The sequence below is a fragment of the Peribacillus deserti genome, from assembly GCF_002863585.1.
Classification (GTDB): Bacteria; Bacillota; Bacilli; order Bacillales; family DSM-1321; genus Paraperibacillus; species Paraperibacillus deserti_A.
This window is the reverse complement of record NZ_PGUY01000014.1, coordinates 116,673-140,585: the sequence shown is the minus strand read 5'-3', so window position 1 is coordinate 140,585 and position 23,913 is coordinate 116,673. Positions and strand designations below refer to the sequence as shown.

The 23,913-nt window shown below is 41.6% G+C and carries 23 protein-coding genes; 7 read left to right on the top strand and 16 right to left on the bottom strand.

Annotated elements, in window-relative coordinates:
- Nucleotides 1-221: 221 nt before the first annotated feature.
- From CUU66_RS05475 to CUU66_RS05460, 4 genes are all read right to left on the bottom strand, one after another.
- Nucleotides 222-2,354: a peptidoglycan D,D-transpeptidase FtsI family protein gene (locus tag CUU66_RS05475; protein ID WP_101640662.1), complete on the bottom strand. Its 2,133-nt coding sequence runs from the start codon at nt 2,352-2,354 to the stop codon at nt 222-224.
- A gap of 128 nt (nt 2,355-2,482) precedes the next feature.
- A complete protein-coding gene (locus CUU66_RS05470; protein ID WP_101640661.1) occupies nt 2,483-3,700 on the bottom strand; it encodes an MFS transporter in 1,218 nt (405 codons plus the stop codon).
- Nucleotides 3,701-3,843: 143 nt separating this feature from the next.
- Nucleotides 3,844-4,452, bottom strand: a complete 609-nt coding sequence (locus tag CUU66_RS05465; RefSeq protein WP_101640660.1) for a superoxide dismutase — start codon at nt 4,450-4,452, stop codon at nt 3,844-3,846.
- Between the two features lie 141 nt (nt 4,453-4,593).
- On the bottom strand, nt 4,594-5,076 hold the full coding sequence (locus tag CUU66_RS05460) for a DUF456 domain-containing protein (RefSeq protein ID WP_101640659.1): 483 nt from the start codon (nt 5,074-5,076) through the stop codon (nt 4,594-4,596).
- 117 nt (nt 5,077-5,193) lie between these two features.
- Between CUU66_RS05460 and CUU66_RS05455 the strand changes: the two genes are divergently transcribed.
- From CUU66_RS05455 to ispG, 3 genes are all read left to right on the top strand, one after another.
- Entirely contained in the window at nt 5,194-5,976 is a 783-nt protein-coding gene (locus CUU66_RS05455; protein WP_101640658.1) for a DUF1189 domain-containing protein, read from the top strand.
- Nucleotides 5,977-6,580: 604 nt separating this feature from the next.
- Nucleotides 6,581-6,928, top strand: a complete 348-nt coding sequence (locus CUU66_RS05450; protein WP_101640657.1) for a LysM peptidoglycan-binding domain-containing protein — start codon at nt 6,581-6,583, stop codon at nt 6,926-6,928.
- Between the two features lie 112 nt (nt 6,929-7,040).
- Nucleotides 7,041-8,138, top strand: coding sequence for a flavodoxin-dependent (E)-4-hydroxy-3-methylbut-2-enyl-diphosphate synthase (gene ispG, locus CUU66_RS05445; RefSeq protein WP_101640656.1), 1,098 nt, complete (start codon nt 7,041-7,043; stop codon nt 8,136-8,138).
- 54 nt (nt 8,139-8,192) lie between these two features.
- Here ispG and CUU66_RS05440 read toward each other — a convergent pair whose 3' ends face one another.
- Nucleotides 8,193-8,666: a DUF4190 domain-containing protein gene (locus CUU66_RS05440; protein ID WP_257967902.1), complete on the bottom strand. Its 474-nt coding sequence runs from the start codon at nt 8,664-8,666 to the stop codon at nt 8,193-8,195.
- Nucleotides 8,667-8,834: 168 nt separating this feature from the next.
- Between CUU66_RS05440 and CUU66_RS05435 the strand changes: the two genes are divergently transcribed.
- Nucleotides 8,835-9,434: a 5' nucleotidase, NT5C type gene (locus CUU66_RS05435; protein WP_101640655.1), complete on the top strand. Its 600-nt coding sequence runs from the start codon at nt 8,835-8,837 to the stop codon at nt 9,432-9,434.
- A gap of 32 nt (nt 9,435-9,466) precedes the next feature.
- Here the strand turns inward: CUU66_RS05435 and CUU66_RS05430 are convergent, their stop codons facing one another.
- Genes CUU66_RS05430 through CUU66_RS05420 form a run of 3 tightly spaced genes read right to left on the bottom strand, consistent with a single transcriptional unit; the run spans nt 9,467 to nt 11,511 of the window.
- Entirely contained in the window at nt 9,467-9,880 is a 414-nt protein-coding gene (locus CUU66_RS05430) for a Fur family transcriptional regulator (RefSeq protein WP_101640654.1), read from the bottom strand.
- An 11-nt stretch (nt 9,881-9,891) separates the two neighbouring features.
- Nucleotides 9,892-10,731, bottom strand: a complete 840-nt coding sequence (locus CUU66_RS05425; protein ID WP_101640653.1) for a metal ABC transporter permease — start codon at nt 10,729-10,731, stop codon at nt 9,892-9,894.
- Nucleotides 10,732-10,749: 18 nt separating this feature from the next.
- Nucleotides 10,750-11,511, bottom strand: a complete 762-nt coding sequence (locus tag CUU66_RS05420) for a metal ABC transporter ATP-binding protein (protein ID WP_101640652.1) — start codon at nt 11,509-11,511, stop codon at nt 10,750-10,752.
- 149 nt (nt 11,512-11,660) lie between these two features.
- Here CUU66_RS05420 and CUU66_RS05415 point away from each other — a divergent pair, with 149 nt between their 5' ends.
- Complete coding sequence (locus CUU66_RS05415; protein ID WP_101640651.1) at nt 11,661-11,912, top strand: DUF2624 family protein; 252 nt, start codon at nt 11,661-11,663, stop codon at nt 11,910-11,912.
- 1,365 nt (nt 11,913-13,277) lie between these two features.
- Here the strand turns inward: CUU66_RS05415 and CUU66_RS05410 are convergent.
- A complete protein-coding gene (locus CUU66_RS05410; protein ID WP_101640650.1) occupies nt 13,278-14,168 on the bottom strand; it encodes a deoxyribonuclease IV in 891 nt (296 codons plus the stop codon).
- A 24-nt stretch (nt 14,169-14,192) separates the two neighbouring features.
- A complete protein-coding gene (locus CUU66_RS05405) occupies nt 14,193-15,509 on the bottom strand; it encodes a DEAD/DEAH box helicase (RefSeq protein ID WP_101640670.1) in 1,317 nt (438 codons plus the stop codon).
- 244 nt (nt 15,510-15,753) lie between these two features.
- Here CUU66_RS05405 and vrrA point away from each other — a divergent pair, with 244 nt between their 5' ends.
- Nucleotides 15,754-16,368, top strand: coding sequence for a VrrA/YqfQ family protein (gene vrrA / locus CUU66_RS05400; protein ID WP_180955162.1), 615 nt, complete (start codon nt 15,754-15,756; stop codon nt 16,366-16,368).
- A gap of 164 nt (nt 16,369-16,532) precedes the next feature.
- Nucleotides 16,533-17,483, top strand: coding sequence for a 4-hydroxy-3-methylbut-2-enyl diphosphate reductase (locus CUU66_RS05395; RefSeq protein ID WP_101640648.1), 951 nt, complete (start codon nt 16,533-16,535; stop codon nt 17,481-17,483).
- A 21-nt stretch (nt 17,484-17,504) separates the two neighbouring features.
- On the opposite strand, the gene CUU66_RS05390 is transcribed toward CUU66_RS05395, so the two are convergent.
- The 6 genes from CUU66_RS05390 to dnaG all read right to left on the bottom strand — a co-directional run bounded on the left by CUU66_RS05390 (nt 17,505) and on the right by dnaG (nt 23,828).
- Nucleotides 17,505-18,623 (bottom strand): Nif3-like dinuclear metal center hexameric protein, encoded by a 1,119-nt coding sequence (locus CUU66_RS05390; protein ID WP_101640647.1) that lies wholly within the window; start codon nt 18,621-18,623, stop codon nt 17,505-17,507.
- Nucleotides 18,620-19,333 carry a tRNA (adenine(22)-N(1))-methyltransferase gene (locus tag CUU66_RS05385; protein ID WP_101640646.1) on the bottom strand — a complete coding sequence of 238 codons (714 nt, stop codon included), beginning with the start codon at nt 19,331-19,333 and terminating at the stop codon, nt 18,620-18,622. Before CUU66_RS05385 ends, CUU66_RS05390 begins: the two co-directional genes overlap by 4 nt.
- A 131-nt stretch (nt 19,334-19,464) precedes the next feature.
- Nucleotides 19,465-19,830 carry a cytochrome c550 gene (gene cccA, locus CUU66_RS05380; protein WP_101640645.1) on the bottom strand — a complete coding sequence of 122 codons (366 nt, stop codon included), beginning with the start codon at nt 19,828-19,830 and terminating at the stop codon, nt 19,465-19,467.
- Between the two features lie 190 nt (nt 19,831-20,020).
- On the bottom strand, nt 20,021-20,566 hold the full coding sequence (locus tag CUU66_RS05375) for a hypothetical protein (RefSeq protein WP_101640644.1): 546 nt from the start codon (nt 20,564-20,566) through the stop codon (nt 20,021-20,023).
- Nucleotides 20,567-20,855: 289 nt separating this feature from the next.
- On the bottom strand, nt 20,856-21,989 hold the full coding sequence (gene rpoD / locus CUU66_RS05365; protein WP_101640642.1) for an RNA polymerase sigma factor RpoD: 1,134 nt from the start codon (nt 21,987-21,989) through the stop codon (nt 20,856-20,858).
- A 36-nt stretch (nt 21,990-22,025) separates the two neighbouring features.
- Nucleotides 22,026-23,828, bottom strand: a complete 1,803-nt coding sequence (gene dnaG, locus CUU66_RS05360; protein ID WP_101640641.1) for a DNA primase — start codon at nt 23,826-23,828, stop codon at nt 22,026-22,028.
- Between the last annotated feature and the right edge of the window lie 85 nt (nt 23,829-23,913).

The following is a 23,913-nucleotide window of genomic DNA, read 5'->3' as shown; positions in this document are numbered from 1 at the left end:
TGAGCCTCCTCGGCTTCGCCTGTGGGGTCTCACCTGTCCCGCTGCTCCCGCAGGAGTCTCGCACCTTACGTTCCAATCAACCTGGTTAACAATAGGGTTGGGTAGATTCACAGAAGTTATTAATAAACAACAATCTTTTAGAAAAGAGCCAAATAAAAAAATGGGCCCGGGAGCTAAAAGCCCTGGACCATTCTGTTAATCATACTTTATTCAAATGATAGTCATTCCGCCTTATCAGTGACTTCTTCCGTTTCACTTTCAGTAGATCCTTTTTCTGCACGTTCTTTCTTCAACTTAAAATAAGCATCATAAGCTTTTCTTCCGATATCTAAATTCATATGGTGCCCATCAGCGGATTGATAAGCCCATGGGACAACAACCGCCATGGCAATTTCAGGATTATTGTACGGGGCATAGCTTACAAGAGTTATATTCATTGTCTGAGGAGGCTCTTTAAACTGGTTCCTCTTTGGACCGTCATAAAATGCCTCTGCTGTCCCTGTTTTGCCTGCTGGCTTATACTCGGCATCTATAAAAGCGGATGCAGCCGTTCCCCGTGGATCCTGCATAACCTGTCTGAATCCTTCCTGAACTCTGTCAATCCATTCTGATTTCATGTCCAGCCGGTTCAAGACAGTCGGAGCCATTTCTTCGACAACTGGACCCATTTTTTCATTATCGTCTATCGGTTCTCTTATTTCTTTAACAAGGTGAGGCTGTAGACGGCTTCCTCCATTTGAAATCGTCGATACATATTGAACAAGCTGCAGCGGCGTATATGTATCATATTGTCCGATGGATAAGTCCATCAGGAGCCCTGGACCAACGCCCGTTCCTTTAAATCCATTTTGCTCATTTGGAAGATCTATTCCGGTACGGACACCAAGCCCGAACTGGTTATAGCTGTCTCTCATAGTGGAAAATGCTGCCGGGTCCACACCCAGGGACTGTCCTGGTACGTAATTACCCTTACCAATAGCAATGGCCGTTTTAAACATATAAACGTTAGATGACCGCTTTAATGCTTCAAGGTCATTAATGACACCCATTGTCTGCCAGGATCCTTTATCTTTGGTTCCTTTTATTTTCATTCTGGCATCCAATATTCTCTGTCCGGGCGTAATGGCGCCGGTTTTGTAGCCGGTCAGCACGGTTGCACCCTTCACGGCTGATCCCATCCCGTAAGATGTGGAAATATTGCCGAGCGCAAAATCATTCATTTTATATTTACCGGTTTTTTCATCTTTTTTATAGTCTTTTCCTGCCATTGTCAGGATTTCTCCTGTGTTGGGATCCATCATAACGACAAATGCCCTCTCCAATAGCTGTGTATCACTATAATTGTGTTTTTTATCTTTAAGCTCTTCTTCAATAATCTTTTCGACAGCGGTTTGAAGCTCCATATCGATGGTAAGGACTAAATCCTTTCCACGCTGCCCATCCGAAACGGTTTCGGAATGAATGACATTTCCCGCTTTGTCTGTCACATTTTTAACCTTTGCTTTTTGTCCGTGCAGAACATCCTCGTATTCCTGTTCGATATAGCTTTTGCCCACACGGTCGTTACGGCTGTAATCTCTTGCAAGGAAGTAATCAAGCTGGTCACTCGGCAGTCCTTCTTCAGATGATGTAACGTTCCCGAGAATGGTACGGAGCGGCGATCCGAAAGGATATTTCCGATCCCAGTCTGTCGTAGTTTCTACACCAGGAAGATTTTCTAGATTTTCACTTACAAGTGCGAATTCTTTATCAGTCACATCCTTATTCTTCACTACCTGAGGCGTTAAGGCATAGCCACTGCTGAATTCACGGTATATGGCCAGAATCTCCATTTTGTCGTTATCCTTAGTAATTGAATCTAATTCTTTCTTCGTGATTCTTGAGAGCTGCTTATCATACAGCTCTTTATCGGTTATCTTTTTCTCTTCTAGTAACTTCATTTCTGCTTTGGTTATTTTATTCTTGGCTTCTTCTGCATGGTTCATAATCCAAAAGTCTTTTATATCCCGTTCAGTAACTTTTTTTGTGTCCATGTGAATCAGCTTCGCCAGCTTTTTGGCGGTTTCAAGCATTTCATCTGTATCTGCCCCAGATTTCCTGGTGTACGTGATAGCATTCAGAGGTGTATTATCTACGATCACCTTTCCATTGCGGTCATACATTTTCCCGCGTGGCACCGGATTATTTACCGTTACATCTTCGGTTCTTTCAATTTCCCGTTTGTAATCGTCCCCATATACGATCTGGACAACGCCAAGCCGCAAAATCAGGACCGAGAATAAAATGAATACAATAAAAAATAGCATATTTAACCGAAAAGGAACATGCGTCTTTTTCTTCCCAGCCTTTTTCAATCTAAGCCACACTTCCTTTACTAATTTCGTGATGTCCATTCTTTATTCTATATAAACAGCATAAGTTTTTCTACAAATTTAGACATATTCATCCCCATGAAAAACAGGAGATTTCTTCCAACCTCCTGTTAACGTGCTTTAATATTCACTTTTCTAATAAAAAAGTAAATGCATGTATGACCTGCCCCCAAAATCAATAACAGATATGGAAGACTTCGGTCTACCCCAAATATATATACACTTCCGATAAAAGCGAGGAGGGAAATCATTCGCCCGCCGTTTAAAAACAGTTCTTTTACAACTACATATTCAATTCTCATTTCCTCCGCCTTCCAGCCGCTTCCTATAACATCATATGAAGTGGAGATAAACGGAACTAACAGAAGGGGATAACAAATAGCAATCAACGAGGCATACATTAATAATTTCAGGTAGCTTAAATCAAACACCAGTAACATGATAGACAAATAAAGACCTATGCCGCCGATCAGAATGGCTCTTTTCCTGTTGTTTTTCTTGATATATCTGGAGACAAGGAAGTAAGCAAGAAAGGAAATTCCCGAATTAACAAGTCCGTAAGTTCCTAGCGCAAGCTCGCTTCCAGTCGTTATAAAGACAAATATGGAAATAACAAAGGCAAATGTACCTTCACGCAAGCCCTGGAAAAAGTGAGCATTTGTTACCAGCTTCCAATTAAAGTTATTCTGCCTCTCTTTTATAACCCTTAAGAACAGATAGTTACCGTGGGCCGGCCTTCTTTTTAAATAAAAACTTAGAATCACTGCAATTGTAAATAATGTGAGCGATAATCCGAAAACGATCGTATACCCAAAGTATTTATCGAACCTGGAAATGATCAACCCCGCCATAATGGGTCCAATCATGCCTCCGGCTGACCCCAATATTCCCATGAAGCCGTTAAAGAAATCCCTTGTATGCGGTTCTGTTATTTCAAAGGTAAGAACATTAAATGCAAGCCAGTAAAAACCGTAACCGATACCCAGCACACCGCCTAACAAAAATAAAAACGATGTTGCATGTTCACCAACAATTAAAACAGTGAGATAGAAGAGAGCAAGAAAGATAACCCCCATACGGAGGACAATGGTCCGGTCCATTTTCTTAGCCCATCTTCCTGCCAGGATGAACGTGAATACCTGCAAGATAACGACAGATAAATTGTATATCCCTAAATCAATAAAACGTCCCGACTGCTTCCATAGATACACATTAACAAAAGTATTGGATAAGGCACCGCTTAGAGCATATAAGCCGCCTATAATCAGCAATAGATTTAAATCCTTTGGGAGGTCTGCTCCCCCTGCCCATTTCTTCAGAAAACTCATAGTGAACTCTCCTTTTATGTCTGTGATAGTTTAAGGAAAACCGCCTCAAATTATGTAAACAGACTTAAAAAGAGTGGAATCTATGTTTTCAGGAAATGAAAAAGCCAGCATAAAATGCCGGCTTTCTTCAACTAAGACTTAAATTATTTTGCCTGGTTGTAGCGGTTATTGACTTCTTCCCAGTTCACTACGTTCCAGAAAGAATTGATGTATTCAGGACGACGGTTTTGGTATTTCAAGTAGTAGGCATGCTCCCAAACATCAAGTCCAAGAAGTGGAGTTTTACCTTCCATTAAAGGGTTGTCCTGGTTTGGAGTGCTTGTTACTTCGATCTCGCCGTTATTGACAGCAAGCCAAGCCCAGCCTGAACCAAAACGTGTTGTAGCAGCTTTTGAGAATTCTTCTTTGAAATTTTCAAAGCTTCCGAATTTGCTGTTGATTGCGTCAGCAAGTTCGCCAGTCGGCTCGCCTCCACCGTTTGGAGAAAGGATCTGCCAGAATAAAGTGTGGTTTGCGTGGCCACCGCCATTGTTGCGTACTGCAGTACGAACATTTTCAGGTACTGCATCAAGGTTAGAAATTACTTCTTCAACACTTTTGCTTGATAACTCTTCATTGCCTTCTAAAGCATTGTTCAAGTTTGTCACATAGGTGTTGTGATGCTTCGTATGATGGATGTTCATTGTTTCTTTATCGATGTTAGGTTCCAGTGCATCGTACGCATAAGGTAATTGTGGAAGTTCAAAAGCCATATTAATACCCCTCTCTATGTACATTAATATTGAGCCCCTTCTCCATAGTAAAAATTAACCATGTTCGTTAGGACTTTGATTTTAGATTATCAAAGATTAGATGGTGATTCAAATTTTTAGCCTGTTTATTTGAAATTTTTGTTAAACGACAGCAAAGAAGAAATAAGCGATCATAAATCCCTGGATTATCCCCTTAGTGATGACACTTGAAATAAATCCAATCACAGACCCAAACCCTATTTTTGCGGCTGATACTATATCCTGTCTTTTGAATAGAAGCTCGGCAAGTATAGCACCAAGAAAAGGGCCGATAACGATTCCTAGTACAGGAATAACAAAAGGGCCGGCAATCAGTCCGATCGTGCTTCCCCATATCCCTGCTTTGGATCCGCCGAATTTCTTCACAGCTACCAGATTTGCCGCATAATCCGCAAGAAAAAGCAATATCACCAAAAGAATTTGAACAGCCCAAAACAGTCCGCTAAATGGATCAAAGGAAAAAAACAGCCCATATAAAAGAATTCCCCCGATAATAAATAATACACTAGGAATAATCGGATAAATCAATCCGACAAACCCAATAACGAACATGATCATGATAATGGACCAACATATTATTTCCATTAAATCTCTCCTTTAATTCTTCTATTTACTCTTTAAGCCCAAAAACCGTATTGTTTATTCTACAAGTGACAGCTAAAATAAGGATAAGACATTTTCGCTCGAGGTGTTTACATATCCATGAATATTTTTGTCCAATTTTATAAAAGCTTATATTCTCCAAAGGATATTGCCCGGTTTCGATTTCAGGGCATAGGAAAAACCATACTCTACCTCTTTTTTCTTTCATTAATTTCTGTACTGCCCTCTTTATATATCTTAAACACAGAAATAGTAGAAGGCGTCAAGATTGCTAAGAGTACAATAAACTCAGAACTCCCTGCGTTCGAGATAAAAAACGGAACTCTCTCCTCATCTGTGGATAAGCCTTTTTCTCTCAGAAAGGACGATTTCAATATCTTTCTAGACGAAACAGGTACACTATCGAAAGAAGAAGTGCAGAGCAAGGCCGGAAGCTCCATTGCACTATTAAAGGAAGAGTTTGTTTTTTCTGCCAGAGGACAATCCCAATCCTACCCATACAGCATGGCTCAACGTATGGATATTAATAATCAAACGGCATTAAATGTGTTAGACAAAATTCAGTCTCTGTATTTCATCCTGCTGCCCGTTTTATCTTTGATGATTTATTTATCATCCGCGGCGATTTTATTCTTTCAAACAACAATTATAGCCCTAGTTGGTTTATTTTTAGCTCAAACCATGAAGCGAAAATTACAATACAGGCATCTCTGGAGACTTACGGCATACAGCATCACCCTGGCTACATTTTTCTTTGCCATTATGGGCCTTTTACAAACACAAGTCATGTACCGATCCTTTATAAACTGGTTTGTTACGTTAACCATTTTATATCTTGCGATCAGAGAGGTACCAACGCCTAAACAGAAACCACGTGCTTAAGCGTGTAAGGCTGCCGAGAAAGTCTCGGCGGCCTTTTCTAGTCTTTCTAAAAGCAGCCGTATTGTATAGGAAGTATCGGACACAAACACAGCATCCACCGAGTAAGAAAAGAATAAAGGCAGCAGGATAAGCATAAAGCGCCATAACGCATTTGATGAATAGAAATACGCATAAACATTAAAGACATCATTTAATCGTAAACCTTCTGAACATAAGCATATTTCCACTTAAGGTGAGCATACTCAAATTAGATCCCATACCCAGACTTCTCGTTAACAAAGCCCAGCATGGTATACATTCCTCTATACAGACCATGTGCTTAAACGTTTCTAGTGATTTCATTGTTAGAATTGCGCGGTCCTGAAGCCACTACTAATAAATCTACTGCTGCATCTCTCCACCGCCATTCACTGAACCATCACATACCTAATCAACCCAAATGGATTTTACCTTTCCCGTTCCTTCCGTCAAAAAACACACAAAGAGATGATCGACTCTTTCAGAAGATTCTACCAGGTCTATTCTATTTTTTATCAATTCATACAGGAATATTTTAAATAGAGTTGAATATATTGAATCAAAAGCAGCTTGCGGAGGTTTATTTATGCGGCGTCTACTCTATTTACTCTCTTTTTGTTTCATTGGTTTTATCATTTACTATGATTTGACCGCCGGGACTCTTCCTGTAGTTAACAAAACAACAATTATGCCTGAAAACAAGCACAAGCCGCCGTCTTCTGCACCCGCAGCCAGCTTGAGCGGTTCCAACCGGCACATTGAAATAGTAATAAAACCTGGCGATACAATCCTATCAATAATTGAACAGCGTGAGGGAAAAATAAACGAGCCTATCGAAAAAATCATTTCAGATTTTAGGTCTTTAAATAAAGGCAAAGATCCTGAAGATATTCAAATAGGGAAAAAGTACAAAATTCCTTCTTATGCAGAATAACCTCTTCAATTCTGATTCTTGTCAAAATCAGTGAATAATTGATACAATAAGTCCGTGTACATGATTACAAGTGGATCAAAAAGCCACTTTTTCCTGAAGGAGAGAAATACACGTGAGTGAAATTATACATCGCACCAAAACCCGTCCTGTTAAAGTTGGAAACCTTACGATAGGCGGAAATAACCAGGTTGTTATACAGAGTATGACAACGACAAAAACACATGACGTAGAGGCAACAGTCGCTGAAATCAAACGCCTTGAGGAAGCCGGCTGTCAAATTGTACGCGTAGCATGCCCCGACGAGAGAGCTGCCAACGCCATTTCTGAAATCAAGAAACGCATTAATATACCGCTTGTTGTGGATATTCATTTTGATTATAAGCTCGCCCTTAAAGCAATTGAGGGAGGCGCAGATAAAATCAGGATCAACCCTGGTAATATCGGGCGCAGAGAAAAGGTTGAAGCTGTTGTTAAAGCAGCAAAGGAAAAAGGCATCCCCATCCGTATCGGAGTTAATGCAGGTTCCCTTGAAAGGAAGATCATCGAGAAATACGGATATCCGACAGCCGATGGCATGGTTGAGAGTGCCCTGCATCACATTAAGATTCTCGAAGACCTTGATTTCCATGATATCATCGTTTCGATGAAAGCTTCTGATGTAAACTTAGCGATCGAGGCGTATACGAAAGCTGCTAAAGCCTTTGATTACCCGCTTCACCTGGGAATTACTGAATCAGGAACGCTGTTTGCCGGCACAGTTAAGAGTGCAGCAGGATTAGGAGCTATACTAAGTATGGGAATCGGGAACACACTAAGGGTTTCCCTTAGCGCCGATCCTGTTGAGGAAATCAAAGTGGCGAGGGAATTGCTTAAGTCATTCGGGTTAATTTCCAATGCAGCGACGCTTATTTCCTGTCCGACATGCGGCAGAATTGAGATTGACTTAATAAGCATTGCCAATGAAGTCGAAGAATATATCCAGTCAATAAAAGCTCCCATCAAAGTAGCGGTATTAGGCTGTGCCGTGAACGGACCCGGCGAGGCGAGGGAAGCTGATATCGGTATCGCAGGCGCCAGAGGAGAGGGTTTACTTTTCCGCAAAGGCCAGATAGTCCGCAAGGTTCCTGAAGCCGTAATGGTCGAAGAGCTTAAAAAAGAAATCGATAAAATTGCAGAAGAATACTTTGCAAAACAAGCGCAAGAGGTATAAATAAGGATAAGAAAGGCCTGACAGATGTCAGGCCTTTTCCTTTGCTCGACGCACCTAAAAGAAGGGAAGGATCAATGTCCCTATAATGAGGGAAAAGGCGCCTATCCCGATTGCCCAATAGCCAAGTGTACGGGATTCATTATTTCTTCTAGCTAGAAATCCAAGCACAATTCCTACAATGCCAAATAAGATCGGGGCAACAAACAAAGAGAGAATAGAAACAATCAGTGCCGCATAGCCCATTCCCTTGCCTGCGGCCATCCCTGTAAGCCGAGTATTCCTAGACTCATCCCTTGTAAAGGAACGGGTGCCAGGAGCAAGTTCTGTTGATGTTTCTTCCTGGTTATTTCTTTGGAAATCACGGTTTGAACGATAAGTGTTATTTTGTTCACTGCCGTAGTCAGGAACATCTGTATTCATCTGGCTGTCCTGAATATCCGATGCGTTAGTGCCTCCACTGTCTGCTCTATTACCATGCGAAAATTCTTTATTCGAGAAATCTTTATCTTGAATATTTTTTTCTTCCAAAGAATATCCCTCACTTTCTATGATCGAGCTTCATTATTATTTGTAAGCCGTGGGATCTTCAGTAAGACAAGTATTACGTATTCAGGTAATATTATTCAGCCGCTATGAAGACGATTAAGAAAAATATGATACACTTAAGAAGAATTTTTTCAATTAGGAGACGTGGACATGAGAAAAAGATTTGGCATTGATATTGATGGCACCATCACCAGTCCTGATGCACTGCTGCCATACATAAATAAAGCGTTCCAGCTTGAACTTACATTGCAGGATATCACCCAGTACGACTTGAATCCTTTTGTTAATATTCCCCGGGAAAAATTTGCAGAGTGGTTTAGGGAGACAGAGCCGCTTATGTATGCAGAATCGCCTGCTGCAGCAGGTGCAAAGGAAGTCTTAAATGAATGGAAGGATAATCAGGACCTTTACATCATTAGTGCCCGCAGCAGTCAATTAATGGAGGTAACCCGGAAATGGTTTTCAGACCAGGATATAGAGGTTCACCACATTGAATTAATCGGTTCGCATGATAAAGTGGCCACCGCACAAAGGTATAACGTCGATATTTTTTTTGAAGATAAGCATGATAACGCTGTGGCTATTGCAGAACAATGTAAAATTCCGGTTTTGCTCTTTAATACTCCATATAATCAGGACCCTGTACCTGAAAATGTGTTCCGGGTTGCGAATTGGACAGAAGCAAAGGCCTGGGTCGATCAGTGGCTTAAAATGGATAAATCCTTAAAAAACGAACAAAAAAAAGACTGACCGCCGTGGTCAGTCCTTTTCTGTTTACCCTGTTAGTTACTGCATTGCGGGCATCTGCCATATATTTCGAACTTATGTCCAGAAATATCATACCCATTCAGGTCAGCCTGTAATTGATCCATAGGACATGTTTCAATTTCCTTCGTAATCCCGCAGTCCAGGCAGATGAAGTGGTGATGATGATGACTATGGCTGCATGCAAACCGGAAATGCTTCTCTCCAGAGAGATCAGTCATTTCAAAAATGCCCAGTTCAGCAAACATTGAAAGGTTACGGTATATCGTATCAAAGCTTAGCCCAGGATAATCTTCTTTCATATGCTCCAGAACATCCTTCGCGGTCAAATATTTATTTTTCGCCGCAAAAAGCGCAAGCATTTGTTCACGTTTGCCTGTATGCTTAAAACCATGTTTTTTTAAGATGTCCATAGCTTGAACTAGATTCATGTTAACCTCCATCAAACCATCCGCAGCCGGATTTTTTTGTATAGGATTGTGGCAATCAGAATGAGTATAGCCAGAAGTACAATAGTGCCTCCAGGTGCCCAATCCAGATAATAAGATAAGAACAGCCCGCCGACTACCGCAGCTTCTCCAAATAAAACGGAATAGAGAATCGTCTGCTTAAATCCAGTTGCAATACGGATGCTTGCAGCAACCGGAAGAGTCATTAAGGATGATACAAGCAGAATACCGACTATTCTCATGGACGCAGCAATGACGAGAGCCACCAAAAGAATAAAAATAAAATGAATGAGCTTGGCAGGAACGCCTGAAGCTCTTGCATGCTCCTCATCAAAAGACAGCAGGAAAAGCTCCTTGTACAGTACGATAATTGCAATTATAACAAGAATGCAGATTCCCATAATAATCCACAAATCCATGCGCGTTACAGCACTGACACTGCCAAAAAGATAACTGAACAGATCTGTATTAAATCCATCTGCTATGGATATGAAGATTGCGCTGAGCCCGATACCGCCTGAAAGAATAATCGGGATAGCCAGCTCCTGATAATGTTTATACACATTTCGGAGCCGTTCAATAAATAAGGCCCCTATTACGGAAAAAGTCATTCCCATATAAAGCGGATTAAGACCGGCAAGTATCCCGAGTTTTTTTTCCAGCAGCAGACTGAAAGCAATTCCGGCAAGTGTAACATGGCTTAGGGCATCAGCAATAAGAGAAAGCCTTCTTACCACAACAAAGACACCCAGCAGCGGAGCCAGCACACCAATAATAATTCCAGTCAGAAAAGCATTTTGTAAAAATTCATATTGAAATAATCCCGAAATCATAAGGATCCCCCAGCTAAATTAATGTTGATGTGTTATAACCTGGACACCATGTCCATAAATGCTTGATAAATCCTGTTCTTTTAAAGCATTGAATTCCATCGTACTGCCGTGAAAATGCAGGTTTTTATTCAAGCAGGCGACATGCGTCACTTTATCACTGATCACACCGATATCATGGGTGACAAGAACCAGCGTGATATGAAGTTCCTTATTTAAGTTTTCAAGCATATCATAAAATTGGTTCACATTCTGGGCATCTACTCCCACTGTCGGCTCGTCAAGAATCAACAGCTCGGGTTCACTGACCAGCGCCCTTGCGATAAATACGCGCTGCTGCTGCCCGCCGGACAATTCACCAATATTCCGGTTTTCAAACTCCCGCATACCGACCGATTCAAGAACAGCATGCACCTTTTTTCTGTCCTCGCGGGAACCAAAACGAAAAAGCCCAATTTTCCGGGTCAAGCCGCTCAGCACCACTTCAAATACGGTAGCTGGAAACCCAGTATTAAAGGAATTTGCTTTTTGTGACACAAATCCAATTCTATCCCACTCTTTGAAGGAACGGATATCAGTGCCGAATAATCGAATCTCCCCCTGCTGCACCTTAATAAGACCTAATAAATGCTTTAGCAGCGTAGACTTGCCAGATCCATTGGGGCCTACAATCCCTAAAAAAGCCCCTTTTGGTATCTCTATTGAAATATCCTCAAGTACGTTTTCTTTTTCATACCGGTAAGTCAGATGATCTATTTTTATAATTGGGTTAGAATTTTCCATATTAGTCACCTTTGTATTTAAGAATGATTACGATTTAACTTAGGTAGTATACCTTACTTCGGTAGCTTTGTAAATATGCGGCTGCTTTTTAATTGTGTTCACTTTCCCCCATCTCTTCATATGTTAGAAAAGAGGAGGGTGAATGCATCATGAAATTCTATGAAATGATGGTAAATCAGAAAATCAACAACATTAAACGTGATGAATTATTGAAAATCGGAAGGCAGTATGGAGTCATTCTTTCCCCAGAACATGCAGAGAAAATTGCCTCCATACTGAATGGGAAAAACATAAATATTTTCGACCCGCAGCAAAGACAGCAGGTCATCCAGAACATAGCAGCCATAGCCGGGAAAAAGACGGCCCTTCAAATAGAATCCATTTTTAATAAACTTACCTGAAATGCGGAGGACGGTGCTTTTCCAATAAAGACCTTTATAACTTACCATGTTAAAGGTTCCTCTTAAAGAACCCTAATTTTTTTAGAAAAGCAGACACCTGAGAGGTATAAGAAAAGCGGCAGCGAAAGGCCGCTCTTGCCTTTTGGTGGCGATTAGCTTATGACCGAAGGTGTCAGTCCGCAGCTAGACACATGTAATGCTGAGGACGGTGCTTTTCCAAAGGCTCTTTTCTAAAAGATGGTTGTTTTTTATTAGTTTGGTGAACCTACCCTATTGTTAAACAGGTTGATTGGAACGTAAGGTGCGAGACTCCTTGATCCAGCTACAAGCTGAGACCCTCGAGTCATAAGCCAATCCGTCTATGGGGAGAAAAGCACTCCCCACAGGCGAAGCCGAGGAGGCTCAGCGCCCGCCCCGCGGAAAGCGAGCATCCTCACCTTCCAATCAACCCCCTTGTTCAAAACAACAAAGTTTGCGAAAACAGCCTTTCCAAAAAAGACCTTTATAACTTACCATGTTAAAGGTTCCTCTTAAAGAATCCTATATTTTTTAGAAAAGCAGACACCTGAGAGGCATAAGAAAAGCGGCAGCGAAAGGCCGCTCTTGCCTTTTGGTGGCGATTAGCTTAAGACCGAAGGTGTCAGTCCGCAGCTAGACAAAAAGAAATGCGGAGGACGGTGCTTTTCCAAAAAAGACCTTTATAACTTACCATGTTAAAGGTTCCTCTTAAAGAACCCTAAATTTTTTAGAAAAGCAGACACCTGAGAGGCATAAGAAAAGCGGCAGCGAAAGGCCGCTCTTGCCTTTTGGTGGCGATTAGCTTATGACCGAAGGTGTCAGTCCGCAGCTAGACACATAAAATGCGGAATGCGGTGCCTTTCCTAAGAAATCATGTTTTTGCCACCATTATTCCCTTAATCTTCATATATCCAACAAGCTCCACTTAATTGAAAGGCAGTATGCAGCTGGATACCACGAAAAGTGGAGGACGGTGGTTTTTCCAAAAAAGTCATATATAAATGATGAAAGCCTTCATTAAGAAACGGCATCTTTTTAGGATAAAGAGGACGGTCCTTTCCCACTCTTTTATCTTGACTGGACAGTTATATATGTTGAAAGACTTATATTCCTAATTACTTAATAAAAAGGCTATGTTAAAGGTCATTGTTGATTTTTGCACGATGTTGATTGGAACGGATATGCGAGAATCCTGCGGGAAAAGCGGGGTAAGGGAGACCCCACAGGCGTCAATGCCGAGGAGGCTCCCGGAACGCCCCGCGAAAAGCGAGTGCCTGCTAGCTGCAATCAACAGCCATGTTTAACAGAGCTAATAAAAAAGCTGCTGGCCATAAGGCCGCAGCTTTCTTACTGACTTAACACGTCGTCTAGAAGATTATCATTAAATTCACGGTTTTTAAACATTTCTATTTCAAGCTTGTAAGGCGCCTTTTTATTCTTTTTATCTTCTCCAATAAATGGAGTTTCTAGAATTTTGGGTACTCCCATCAGCTGTGGATGATGGACAATATAGTTGAGGGCCTGAAAGCCAATACGCCCAAAGCCTATATTTTCATGACGGTCTTTTTTCATTCCCCGCTCATTTTTGCTGTCATTAATGTGAAGCACTTTTAAACGGTCGATACCGACGATCTTATCGAATTGCTCCAGTACCCCATCGAAGTCCTCGACAATATTGTAGCCTGCATCATGTGTATGGCAGGTATCAAAGCAAACAGAGAGTTTATCGCTTAAGTTCACACCATCCATGATCATAGCAAGTTCTTCAAAGGTCTTTCCGCATTCAGACCCTTTTCCAGCCATGGTTTCTAGAGCAATTTGAACCTGCTGTTCCGGGACAAGCACTTCATTTAAGCCTTCGATGATCTTTTTAATTCCCTCTTCTGTCCCAGCCCCAACATGTGCCCCTGGATGCAGAACAATTTGTCTGGCACCGATTGCTTCTGTTCGTTCAATCTCTGATCTTAAAAATCGGACACCCAGATCAAATGTATCTGGGTTCTGAGTGTTTGCGATGTTGATAATATATGGGGCATGTACGACTATTTCCTCAATGCCATTTAGCTCCATATGCTTTCTGCCTTCATCAATATTTAGATCTTCAATCTTCTTTCTCCTCGTATTTTGAGGGGCTCCGGTATAAATCATAAAGGTATTAGCTCCATAGGAAACTGCTTCGCTGCTTGCAGCAAGCAGCATTTTAGGCCCGCTCATAGATACATGAGAACCAATCTTCATACTCTATTCTCTCCCCTAACAGGTCTATTTTTTCTTTTTCGCGATTCTGCGCTGGCGTTTTTTAAAGTTTTCCATTTCGTATTGCATTTTTTTCTTGTATCCCGGCTTCACCTTAGAAGGCTTTTGCACTAGGCGTTTTGCGGTTTCACCAACTTCGTCCGTCTGCTTTTTCCGCTTTTTCCTCTTATTCCGGTCTTCAGCTTCAATCCATTCACCATTCTGTAGATCCGTATTCTGGAAGGTTACCCCCATTTTTTCAAGTCTGTTCAGCGCATCTTCATTAGCTGGTTCATAAATGGTCGCAGCTATGCCAGAGTATCCTGCTCTAGCTGTTCTGCCGGTACGGTGAATATAAAAATCCAAGTCAGTCGGAAGCTCGAAATTGATCACATGGCTGACCCCTTTAATATCTATCCCTCTTGCGGCCAGATCTGTAGCCACAATATATTGGAATTCCAGGTCGTTGATCTGCTTCATCATTTTTTTCCGTTCACGCGGAGATAAATCCCCATGCAGACGGCCTACTTTTAAACCTTTTTCACTTAAGGCATAGGCAACTTCTTCAGCCTTCTTTTTTGTATTCGTAAATATGATTGCAAGATACGGATTATAAGCAATCAGCATGTCATGTAATAATTGATATTTATTCCGGTGCCTCAAAGGAACCAAAATATGTTCAATTTTCTTCGCAGTAGCATGCTCGGGCGAAACCTGTACATATTTAGGATTTTCCATATACTTCTTTAAGAATGGTTTCAGTTTTTCAGGTATTGTAGCTGAAAATACAAGCATTTTTGTTTTCTCTGCCATCTTACCGGCAAACTGATCGACATCCTCAATAAAGCCCATATCAAGCATTAAATCGGCCTCATCCACCACGAGTGTATCAGCCGAGAATACATTAAGGGCATTCTCATTTACGAGGTCTTTAATTCTCCCCGGCGTTCCAATAACAATATGAGGCTGCTTTTTCAGCTTTTCAATCGTTCTTTGCTTATCCGTTCCGCCCATAAACAGTTTAACTGTGACTGGATGCTCTTCCGGAAAATGTTCCGCTATCTTCATGGCCTCCAGATAGAGTTGATTGGCGAGTTCTCTTGTTGGTGCAGCAATAATAGCTTGGACTTCTTCTCTTTCTGGATCAAGCTTATTCATCATCGGCAGCAGATAAGCATGTGTTTTTCCTGTCCCCGTCTGTGATTGTCCTATCATGCTCCAGCCATTATTAATGGCTGGAATGACACGTTCCTGGATTTCAGTCGGCTTGTCAAAGCCTAAATCGTTGATAGCATTTATAATGTAGTTTTGAAAGCCGAATCTTTCAAAATTATTTTTATTCATAGGTTGTCTCCTTAATTTTTCATCATATCCAATATTTTTCACGCAGTTTACATCCTGTTATCATAATATATTTTATAAGAAAAACGCAACCCCAAGGGGAAATTAGAATTCCGGTGCCTTTTCCTCTGGGTACCGAATGAATGATCCTAGTTACATTATTCCTCAAACCTTTTTAACTTACTTGCATAATTTATTAAGAGTTCAAGTAAAATTATGTTTTACTTGTACAGAAAGGAGTGAATACATGCCTCCAAGACAGCCGCAGTCACCATTCGGCCCTGGCCCCTTTGGACCTAACCCATATAGAATGGGTGTACCGGGAGCCCGAGATCACTATCCTCCAATGCCTGGCCAGCGATTTCAGGGCGGGAACTTTCCAAACCTCCAGGCCCCTGTCCGCAACAACAGAAGGCCAAAAAACAGAGGTGGAGGTCTGATTTCTAAATTGTTCGGCGGAAGCAAGGGCCCTGCCCCGAGATCCGCTTCTCCCTTTTCCCTCCCAAACCGAGCCGCTGAAGCTTCGAGCGGTGGAATTATCCAGAGCTTAACACAGGGAGGTGGTCTTGCCGGCATTCTGAACAATACTCAGAAAGTCCTGAATACCGTCCAGCAGGTAGGTCCTCTTGTAGAGCAATATGGTCCTCTGGTTAAAAATCTGCCGGCGATGTGGAAGCTTTATAGAGGACTTAAGTCTTCTGAAACAGCTTCAGAGAAAGAGTCTAAAAAAGAGAACACGGAGCTGGAAGAGAGTGCACATGAAGATGGGCCTGTTCAGGATCATAAAGGAGACCGGGAGATCGGGACAGGAAAGGATATTAAACCTGAAACCGGGATATCCAGGCCTAAGATTTTTTTCTAAAAAGAATGCAGCTTTCCCTGCATTCTTTTGCTTTGTCATCCTTGAATCCCGCCTGCTTTTCGTACATATAACCTTGCTTTGTATTTCCACTGGCGCTCATATATAATAGAAGGGTAGATTAGGATATCTGTCCTAATGCCCGCTTGTAAGGAGGACGTTAGTAAATGAATGTGTTAAAGATATCACCCCGCGGCTATTGTTACGGTGTGGTCGATGCTATGGTTATTGCGCGCAACGCAGCGCTGGACAAGACACTGCCGCGCCCTATATATATTCTTGGAATGATTGTTCACAACAAACATGTTACAGATGCTTTTGAAGAAGAAGGCATTATCACGCTGGATGGCAGCAATAGAAAAGAAATACTTGAAAAAGTCGATAAAGGGACTGTTATCTTTACCGCCCACGGCGTTTCACCTGAAGTACGGGAGATAGCTGCAAAGCGCGGTCTCGTTACTCTTGACGCTACATGCCCTGATGTAACAGCCACTCATGATTTAATCCGAGAGAAAAAAGCCCAGGGCTATCAGGTTATCTATATCGGGAAAAAGGGCCACCCAGAGCCAGAAGGTGCTGTTGGAGTAGCTCCTGAAATTGTCCATCTTATAGAAAGACCTGAAGAAGTGGAGACCTTACATCTTGATTCTGAAAAGCTTATCGTTACGAATCAAACGACGATGAGCCAATGGGATGTTTCCGAAATAATGGAGGCAGTCCAGAAGAAGTATCCACATTGTGAAATTCACCGCGAAATCTGCATGGCCACCCAGGTGCGTCAGGAGGCTGTAGCTGAACAGGCAAGTAAGGCAGATGTGCTGATTGTAGTCGGCGACCCAAAGAGCAATAATTCAAATAGGCTTGCACAGGTTTCAGAAGAAATCGCTGGCACTAAAGCATACAGAGTGGCAGATGTGACAGATATCCAGGTAGAATGGCTCCTGGACGCAGAAACAGCAGGCGTGACATCCGGAGCCTCGACTCCCACTCCTATAACAAAGGAAGTAATTGCATTTCTGGAACAGTTTGATGCGGAAGACCAATCTACATGGATAAGGGAGCGCAAAGTTCCACTAAGTAAAATTCTTCCGAAAGTAAAGAAAGCAGCAAAGGCATAGCCTTGCTGCTTTTTCTTTCTTCTATAAAAACGTAAAAGGATCGGTGTGAATCGCGGAAGCGATGAATTCGGTTTTATATCCTTTTTCTTCGACTAACCGGGATAACACATCGGCTACACCTTTTTTCATGACTTTCTCAATGTTATGTCCAGGATCGAGCATGTTCAGTCCCATCATCAAGGCATCATGTGCTGTATGATAATAAATATCTCCCGTGACGAAGCAATCTGCCCCACTGTACTTAGCGGCCTTAATAAACTTATTGCCATCCCCGCCTAATACTGCCACCTTTTTTATAACCGCATCCGGTTTACCTACAATTCTTACATGTTCCACATCGAGCGCTTTTTTTACATAATCCGCAAATTCCGTAAAGCTCATTTCAGACTCAAGCTTTCCGACCCTTCCAAGGCCAAGGATTTCTCCCTGATTTTCCAGCGGGTAAATATCAAAGGCTACCTCTTCGTATGGATGGCTGCGGAACATGGCCTGAAGAACTTTTTTCTCAATATCTGCAGGATAAACAGTCTCAATCCTCACTTCTTCAACAGCTTCAAGCTTCCCTTGAGTTCCTATATAGGGACTCGTTCCTGCTTCTGGAAGGAACCTTCCAGTTCCCGTAGAACTAAATGAACAATGGCTGTAATTTCCTATATGACCTGCGCCTGCCTGCCCGAGAGCGTCAAGCAACGCCTTTTCGTGAGGTACAGGGCAATATACAGCCAGCTTTTTAAGCTTTTTCTCATAAGTGGGGGACATTACTTTTATGTCCTGAAGCTTCAGTGCATTTGCCAGGAGATCATTTACTCCGCCTTTAGCGACATCAAGATTGGTATGCGCGGCATAAACCGCTATATCGTGTTTGATGATCTTCTCGTACAATGCTCCCTGAGGAAGATCTGTTCTTAAATGTTTGAGCGGTCTAAAAATCGGCGGGTGATGGGCAATGATTAACTCAGAACCAGCATCTATTGCTTCTTGAACCACTTCTTCGGTAACATCGAGCGCTATTATTACCTTGCTGACAGGTTTATTCAGTTTTCCAAGCTGCAGTCCGATAGGATCTCCTTCTTCGGCATATGCTTTTGGTGAAAACTCTTCCAATAAATGAATGATCTCATGTCCATTAGCCTGCTTCATGATTTTAGAATCTCCTCCACAATGTTAATATTGTCCCGAAGTTCTACTTTTTTAGCGGCAAGTTCGCTGCCCTGCCCTGACTTTTCTATCTGTATAAGTATTCGCTGCATATGAGCCTTTTCCAAAGCCCACTTTTTTTCAAAAATAGGATTCTTCTCTTGAATTAAGAAGGGACCCATTAAGAGGGATGCGTCTCTATTCCCACGGTCATATGGAGTGTTTGGATTTCCAGGTTCAGCCACGAGGATTTCGTAGATTTTCTGATCCTCTTCCAATATCTCTTCTTGTATCAGCTCCCAGCCATTTTCCAATAGCCAGATTCGTACATTCCTAGCTCCAATATTGGGCTGGAGGATCAATCGTTTGACTCCCTTAAGCTTATTCCTGCCTTGTTCCAAGATGGTTGAGATTAGTGTCCCGCCCATTCCTGCAATGGTTATGCAATCTACTTCATCAGGTGAAATAACCTCAAGACCATCACCTTTTCTGACATCGATCCTTTCGGTCAGCCCAGATGCCCGGACCTGGTTCTGTGCTGATTTTAGCGGTCCTTCGCTTACTTCACCGGCTATACCCTTCTTAATAATCTCTTTATTTAAGGCATAACATGGCAGATAGGCATGATCTGATCCAATATCAGCAAGGATGCTGCCTTTCGGAATATAGCTTGCTACGGCTTCCAGGCGCTTTGATAATCTATCGACATTCATTCAATTCATCTCACCTTTATGTAAAATAAAACTCGCTTTCTGAGCGAGTGATTGTAGTGTAACTATCATAACATAATAACAGTATAGAAAAAGTCCTTTGCATATGCAAAGGACTCACTTCTATTATCATATTATTTCAATGTTTCCAGCCATTTAGCCATTTTATCTGCATTTCCGGCTTCAACCAAACCAGGAGGCATATTCCCTTTACCCTTAGTTATGATGGTCTTAATTTCTTCATGGGAATAGCGGCCGCCAACACCTTTCAGTGACGGGCCTGCTCCGCCTTCATATTGATTTCCGTGACAGCCTGCACAAGTCTGCTTGTAAAAATCTTCGGGATTTGAAGCAACTTCTTCTGTTTTCTTCTCCCCGCCGCCCTTTTTCTCTTCAGCCATTTCTTTACTATTATCCAGTCCCATAAAAGATAACATAAACATTAGACCGATACCTAAAACCATAATTAAAATGAATGGAACAACCGGATTGCGATTCACTGTTTTACCTCCCCTATGTATGAACACTATCTGTATATAATAAATCCCACAACAATTTTTATTTTACTTGAAAATACTTTCAAGGAAAAGCCCCATTTTGTATATCTTTCCTAAATTCTCAAAATAAACAAAAATTTACCTGCAGCAAAAGAGTTAATCTGCTTTTATCTGATTAAGCGGTTTCATCTATTTAAATAATAGTATAATTTCTTATGAAGAAATAAGCAATCAAACAACTTCCCAGAATTGCCGCCAGTGTAAAATATCCCATCTTCAGTCTCTTTCCAAGATACATCCACAACAGGCAGTGACAAAGCAAAATGGGATAAAACACCTTGCTGCCGCCCGGAAAGGCTGCTTCCGTAATCTTGACTGTTAATAATAAGAAACTAAATGCCAGGCAAACAAGAGCGATCTGTAAAGGTAGTTTTTCTTTATGTATGAAAAATAAAGAACCGGCAGCAAGCACCAGGAAAATAATTGTCAGGAGGATTTGCAAGTTAAAACTCAAATCTGTAAAATAGTTTACATATAAAGTTAACCCGACACTCAAGAAAGCAGCTGAAAGAGGAATGGTTTTTTTACCCTTTTTTTCTGTAAGCGGTTCCGCCGGGTCGCCCGGGTCACCTCCCTGGTATAAAGCCAGAAGATAGTCGCAGTAGTGTTCAGGAAGCATTCTGTTAGTTTTCCAGTAATGAACTTCGTTTATTATGATTTTTCTTCTTGTTTCGTTCAAAAAGCACACAACCCTATAGAAGTTTGTCTATATGTAGTATAAACGTTTCATTTATTCGAAGGAAACAAAAATTTTGATTGATGGCTATGTTAGTGAGTTCCATTATGTTCATCCGCTGCAGGCTAAAAGACACCTGCATGGAAAACCGGAACATAGGAGCCCGGAAAGAGGCTCTGGAATGCCCTGGGTAAGCTTGTGCCCTTCCCTCCAATCATCATCTTGTATTGCCAGCTTATCTCATAAAAAAATAGCCCGTTCCGGGGGAACGAACTATTTCGGATAATCTTATTTATTCTAAGAAGTCTTTTAGGCGTTTACTTCTGCTTGGGTGCCGCAGCTTACGAAGTGCTTTAGCCTCTATCTGGCGAATACGCTCACGAGTTACTCCAAACACCTTGCCAACCTCTTCAAGAGTCCTGGTACGGCCGTCATCCAGACCAAATCGTAATCTCAATACATTTTCTTCCCGATCGGTTAAAGTATCAAGTACATCTTCAAGCTGTTCTTTAAGCAGCTCATACGCGGCATGTTCTGACGGAGAAGTGGCATCCTGATCTTCGATAAAGTCTCCTAAGTGAGAGTCATCTTCTTCACCGATTGGAGTTTCCAATGAAACCGGCTCCTGAGCGATCTTCAAGATTTCACGCACTTTATCAGGTGTTAAATCCATGTCCTCAGCTATTTCTTCCGGAGAAGGTTCACGCCCTAAATCCTGAAGCAATTGTCTTTGAACACGAATTAGTTTATTGATGGTTTCTACCATATGAACCGGGATACGGATCGTCCTGGCCTGGTCAGCGATAGCTCTAGTAATCGCCTGGCGGATCCACCATGTAGCATACGTACTGAATTTGAAGCCTTTGCGGTAGTCAAACTTTTCTACGGCCTTAATTAACCCCATGTTCCCTTCCTGGATTAAATCAAGAAACAGCATTCCGCGCCCCACATAGCGCTTTGCGATGCTGACCACAAGCCGCAGGTTTGCTTCCGCCAGACGGCGTTTCGCTTCCTCATTCCCTTGCTCAATTCGATGTGCCAGCTCGATTTCTTCCTCACCGGACAATAGGTCTACCCGGCCAATCTCTTTTAAATACATGCGTACGGGATCATTTATCTTAACGCCCGGCGGGACACTTAAATCGTTTAAATCAAACTCTTCTTCTTTTTCTAGTTCTTTGATATTTGGATTTTCTTCATCGTCATCCTCTTCGCTTTCAGCGATTACCTCTACACCCTGATCGCCAAGATACTCAAAATACTCATCCATCTGTTCTGAATCTAATTCAAAGTTTGCCAAACGGTTTGCTATCACTTCATAATTAAGAGAGCCTCGTTTTTTTCCGATTTCTAATAATTGCTCTTTTACCTGCTCAAGGGTCAACTCACTATCAACTTCTCTGGAACGTGCTGATTTTTCAGACATCTGTTCCCCTCCTTCCAAAACTGTACAACGGCCTTGCTATAATAATTTCGTTAACTGAATAATTTCCATCCCGATTTTAGCAGCTTTTAGATAATCCTTTTGAAGTTCTGCTTCCTTGCGCTCTGCCTCTTTTTCTTTTATCATTAACATCTTTTGATACTTCAACACCTGATTAACACAATCTCTTATTTCTTGATCAGAGAATTCATCATTAATCGTCATCATTTCGATATCCGAAACGATCTTACGAAGATCAGCATCAGCCAGGAAAGATAAGAATCGGCTGGTATCGGGTTCATGGCCTTCTTCATAAAAAGCATAGAGATAGGTGATAATTTCCTGATGCTCATCCAAGTTAAAGAAATGGCCGCCCATTAAATCCTGTATTTTAAAAGCTATATCTTTATGCTTGAGCATGTGGGCTATCAATGTTCTTTCCGCATTATGATGTGCGGGCTTCAGCTTTTTTTCATAGTGAAGCGTTACCGGTTTTTCAGTCCGCGGTGAGGTATTCCCCTTTTTGTTCCCAGCATAATATATCTGCTTCTGCTGTTTTTCCAGGGCATCCAGAGACAGTGAAAATTCAGAGGCTATCTGCCTGAGATAATGATCCCTCTCCACTGCATTAGTAAGCTTGGAGATTTCCTTTAATACTGCTTCAATATACTGGATCCGATCTCCTTCATTATTTACATTTTTTCCTCTGCGAAGGTACCGCATCTTAAATGCCGTATATGTCAGGCTTCCCCCTATTACTTCGTTCAGGAATTTTTCTGCTCCATGAGTTTTAATGTAATCATCAGGGTCCATGTTATGGGGCATCAGGGCAACTTTGATGGTAAATCCGGTATCTGAAAGCAGACCCGCAGCCCGGTTTGCTGCATCTAACCCAGCTGAATCTGAATCAAAGCAGATAACAGCTGTATCGGTATTCCTTCTTAAAACCTGAATATGATAATCGGTTAAAGCAGTACCCATTGTGGCAACACCGTTATCTACTCCTGCGGTGCTGGCGGAAATACAATCCGCGAATCCTTCAAAGAGTATTACCTGCTCTTTTTTCCGGATAGAGGGCCTTGCTGTTTGAAAATTATAGAGAATTTTGCTTTTATTAAAAATCGCTGTTTCCGGGCTGTTTAAATATTTAGGAGTATCATCTCCTATAGCCCTGCCGGAAAAAGCAACTGTATTTCCCTGGTGGTCAGTTATAGGAAACATGATTCTGTTCCTAAATCTGTCAAAGTAACTGTCTCTTTTTTCACTTTTTATGATTAATCCTGACTTTTCGAGAAGTTCCTCGGAAAAACCTCTTTTAACCAGAAATTTATAAACAAGATCCCAGCTGTCTAAAGCATAGCCAATCTGGAATTTATTTATAGCATCTTCTGTAAATCCCCTCGCCTGTAAATATTCCAGGGCATTTTGACCCTCTTTTGTATTTACTAACAAATGGTGGTAGAATTTTTTTAGAAGATCATGTGCTTCGATCATTGAACTTTCAATCGGGGACTGTCTCTTTTCACCTGCATTCTGAAGATCTATATCTAATGTAATATTTGCCCGGTCAGCGATTTTCTTTGCGGCTTCAATAAAAGAAACGCCTTCTATATCCATTACGAACGTAAAGCTGTTTCCGCCTGCTCCGCAGCCAAAGCAATGGAAAATTTGTTTATCAGGCGAAACTGAAAAGGATGCAGATTTTTCACCGTGAAAAGGACAAAGGCCGAAATAATTTCGCCCTTGTTTTTTGAGCTGGACATATTCACTGATAATATCTACAATATCAACGGCAGCCCGAATCTCATTAATTTTTTCTTCTGATATACGGGTGTTTGTCATTGGATCACCTATACATACACATAGTTTCATCTGAACAGATAAAGGGGAATGCAATGTGCAGGAGATTTCACCTCTTTTATCATCA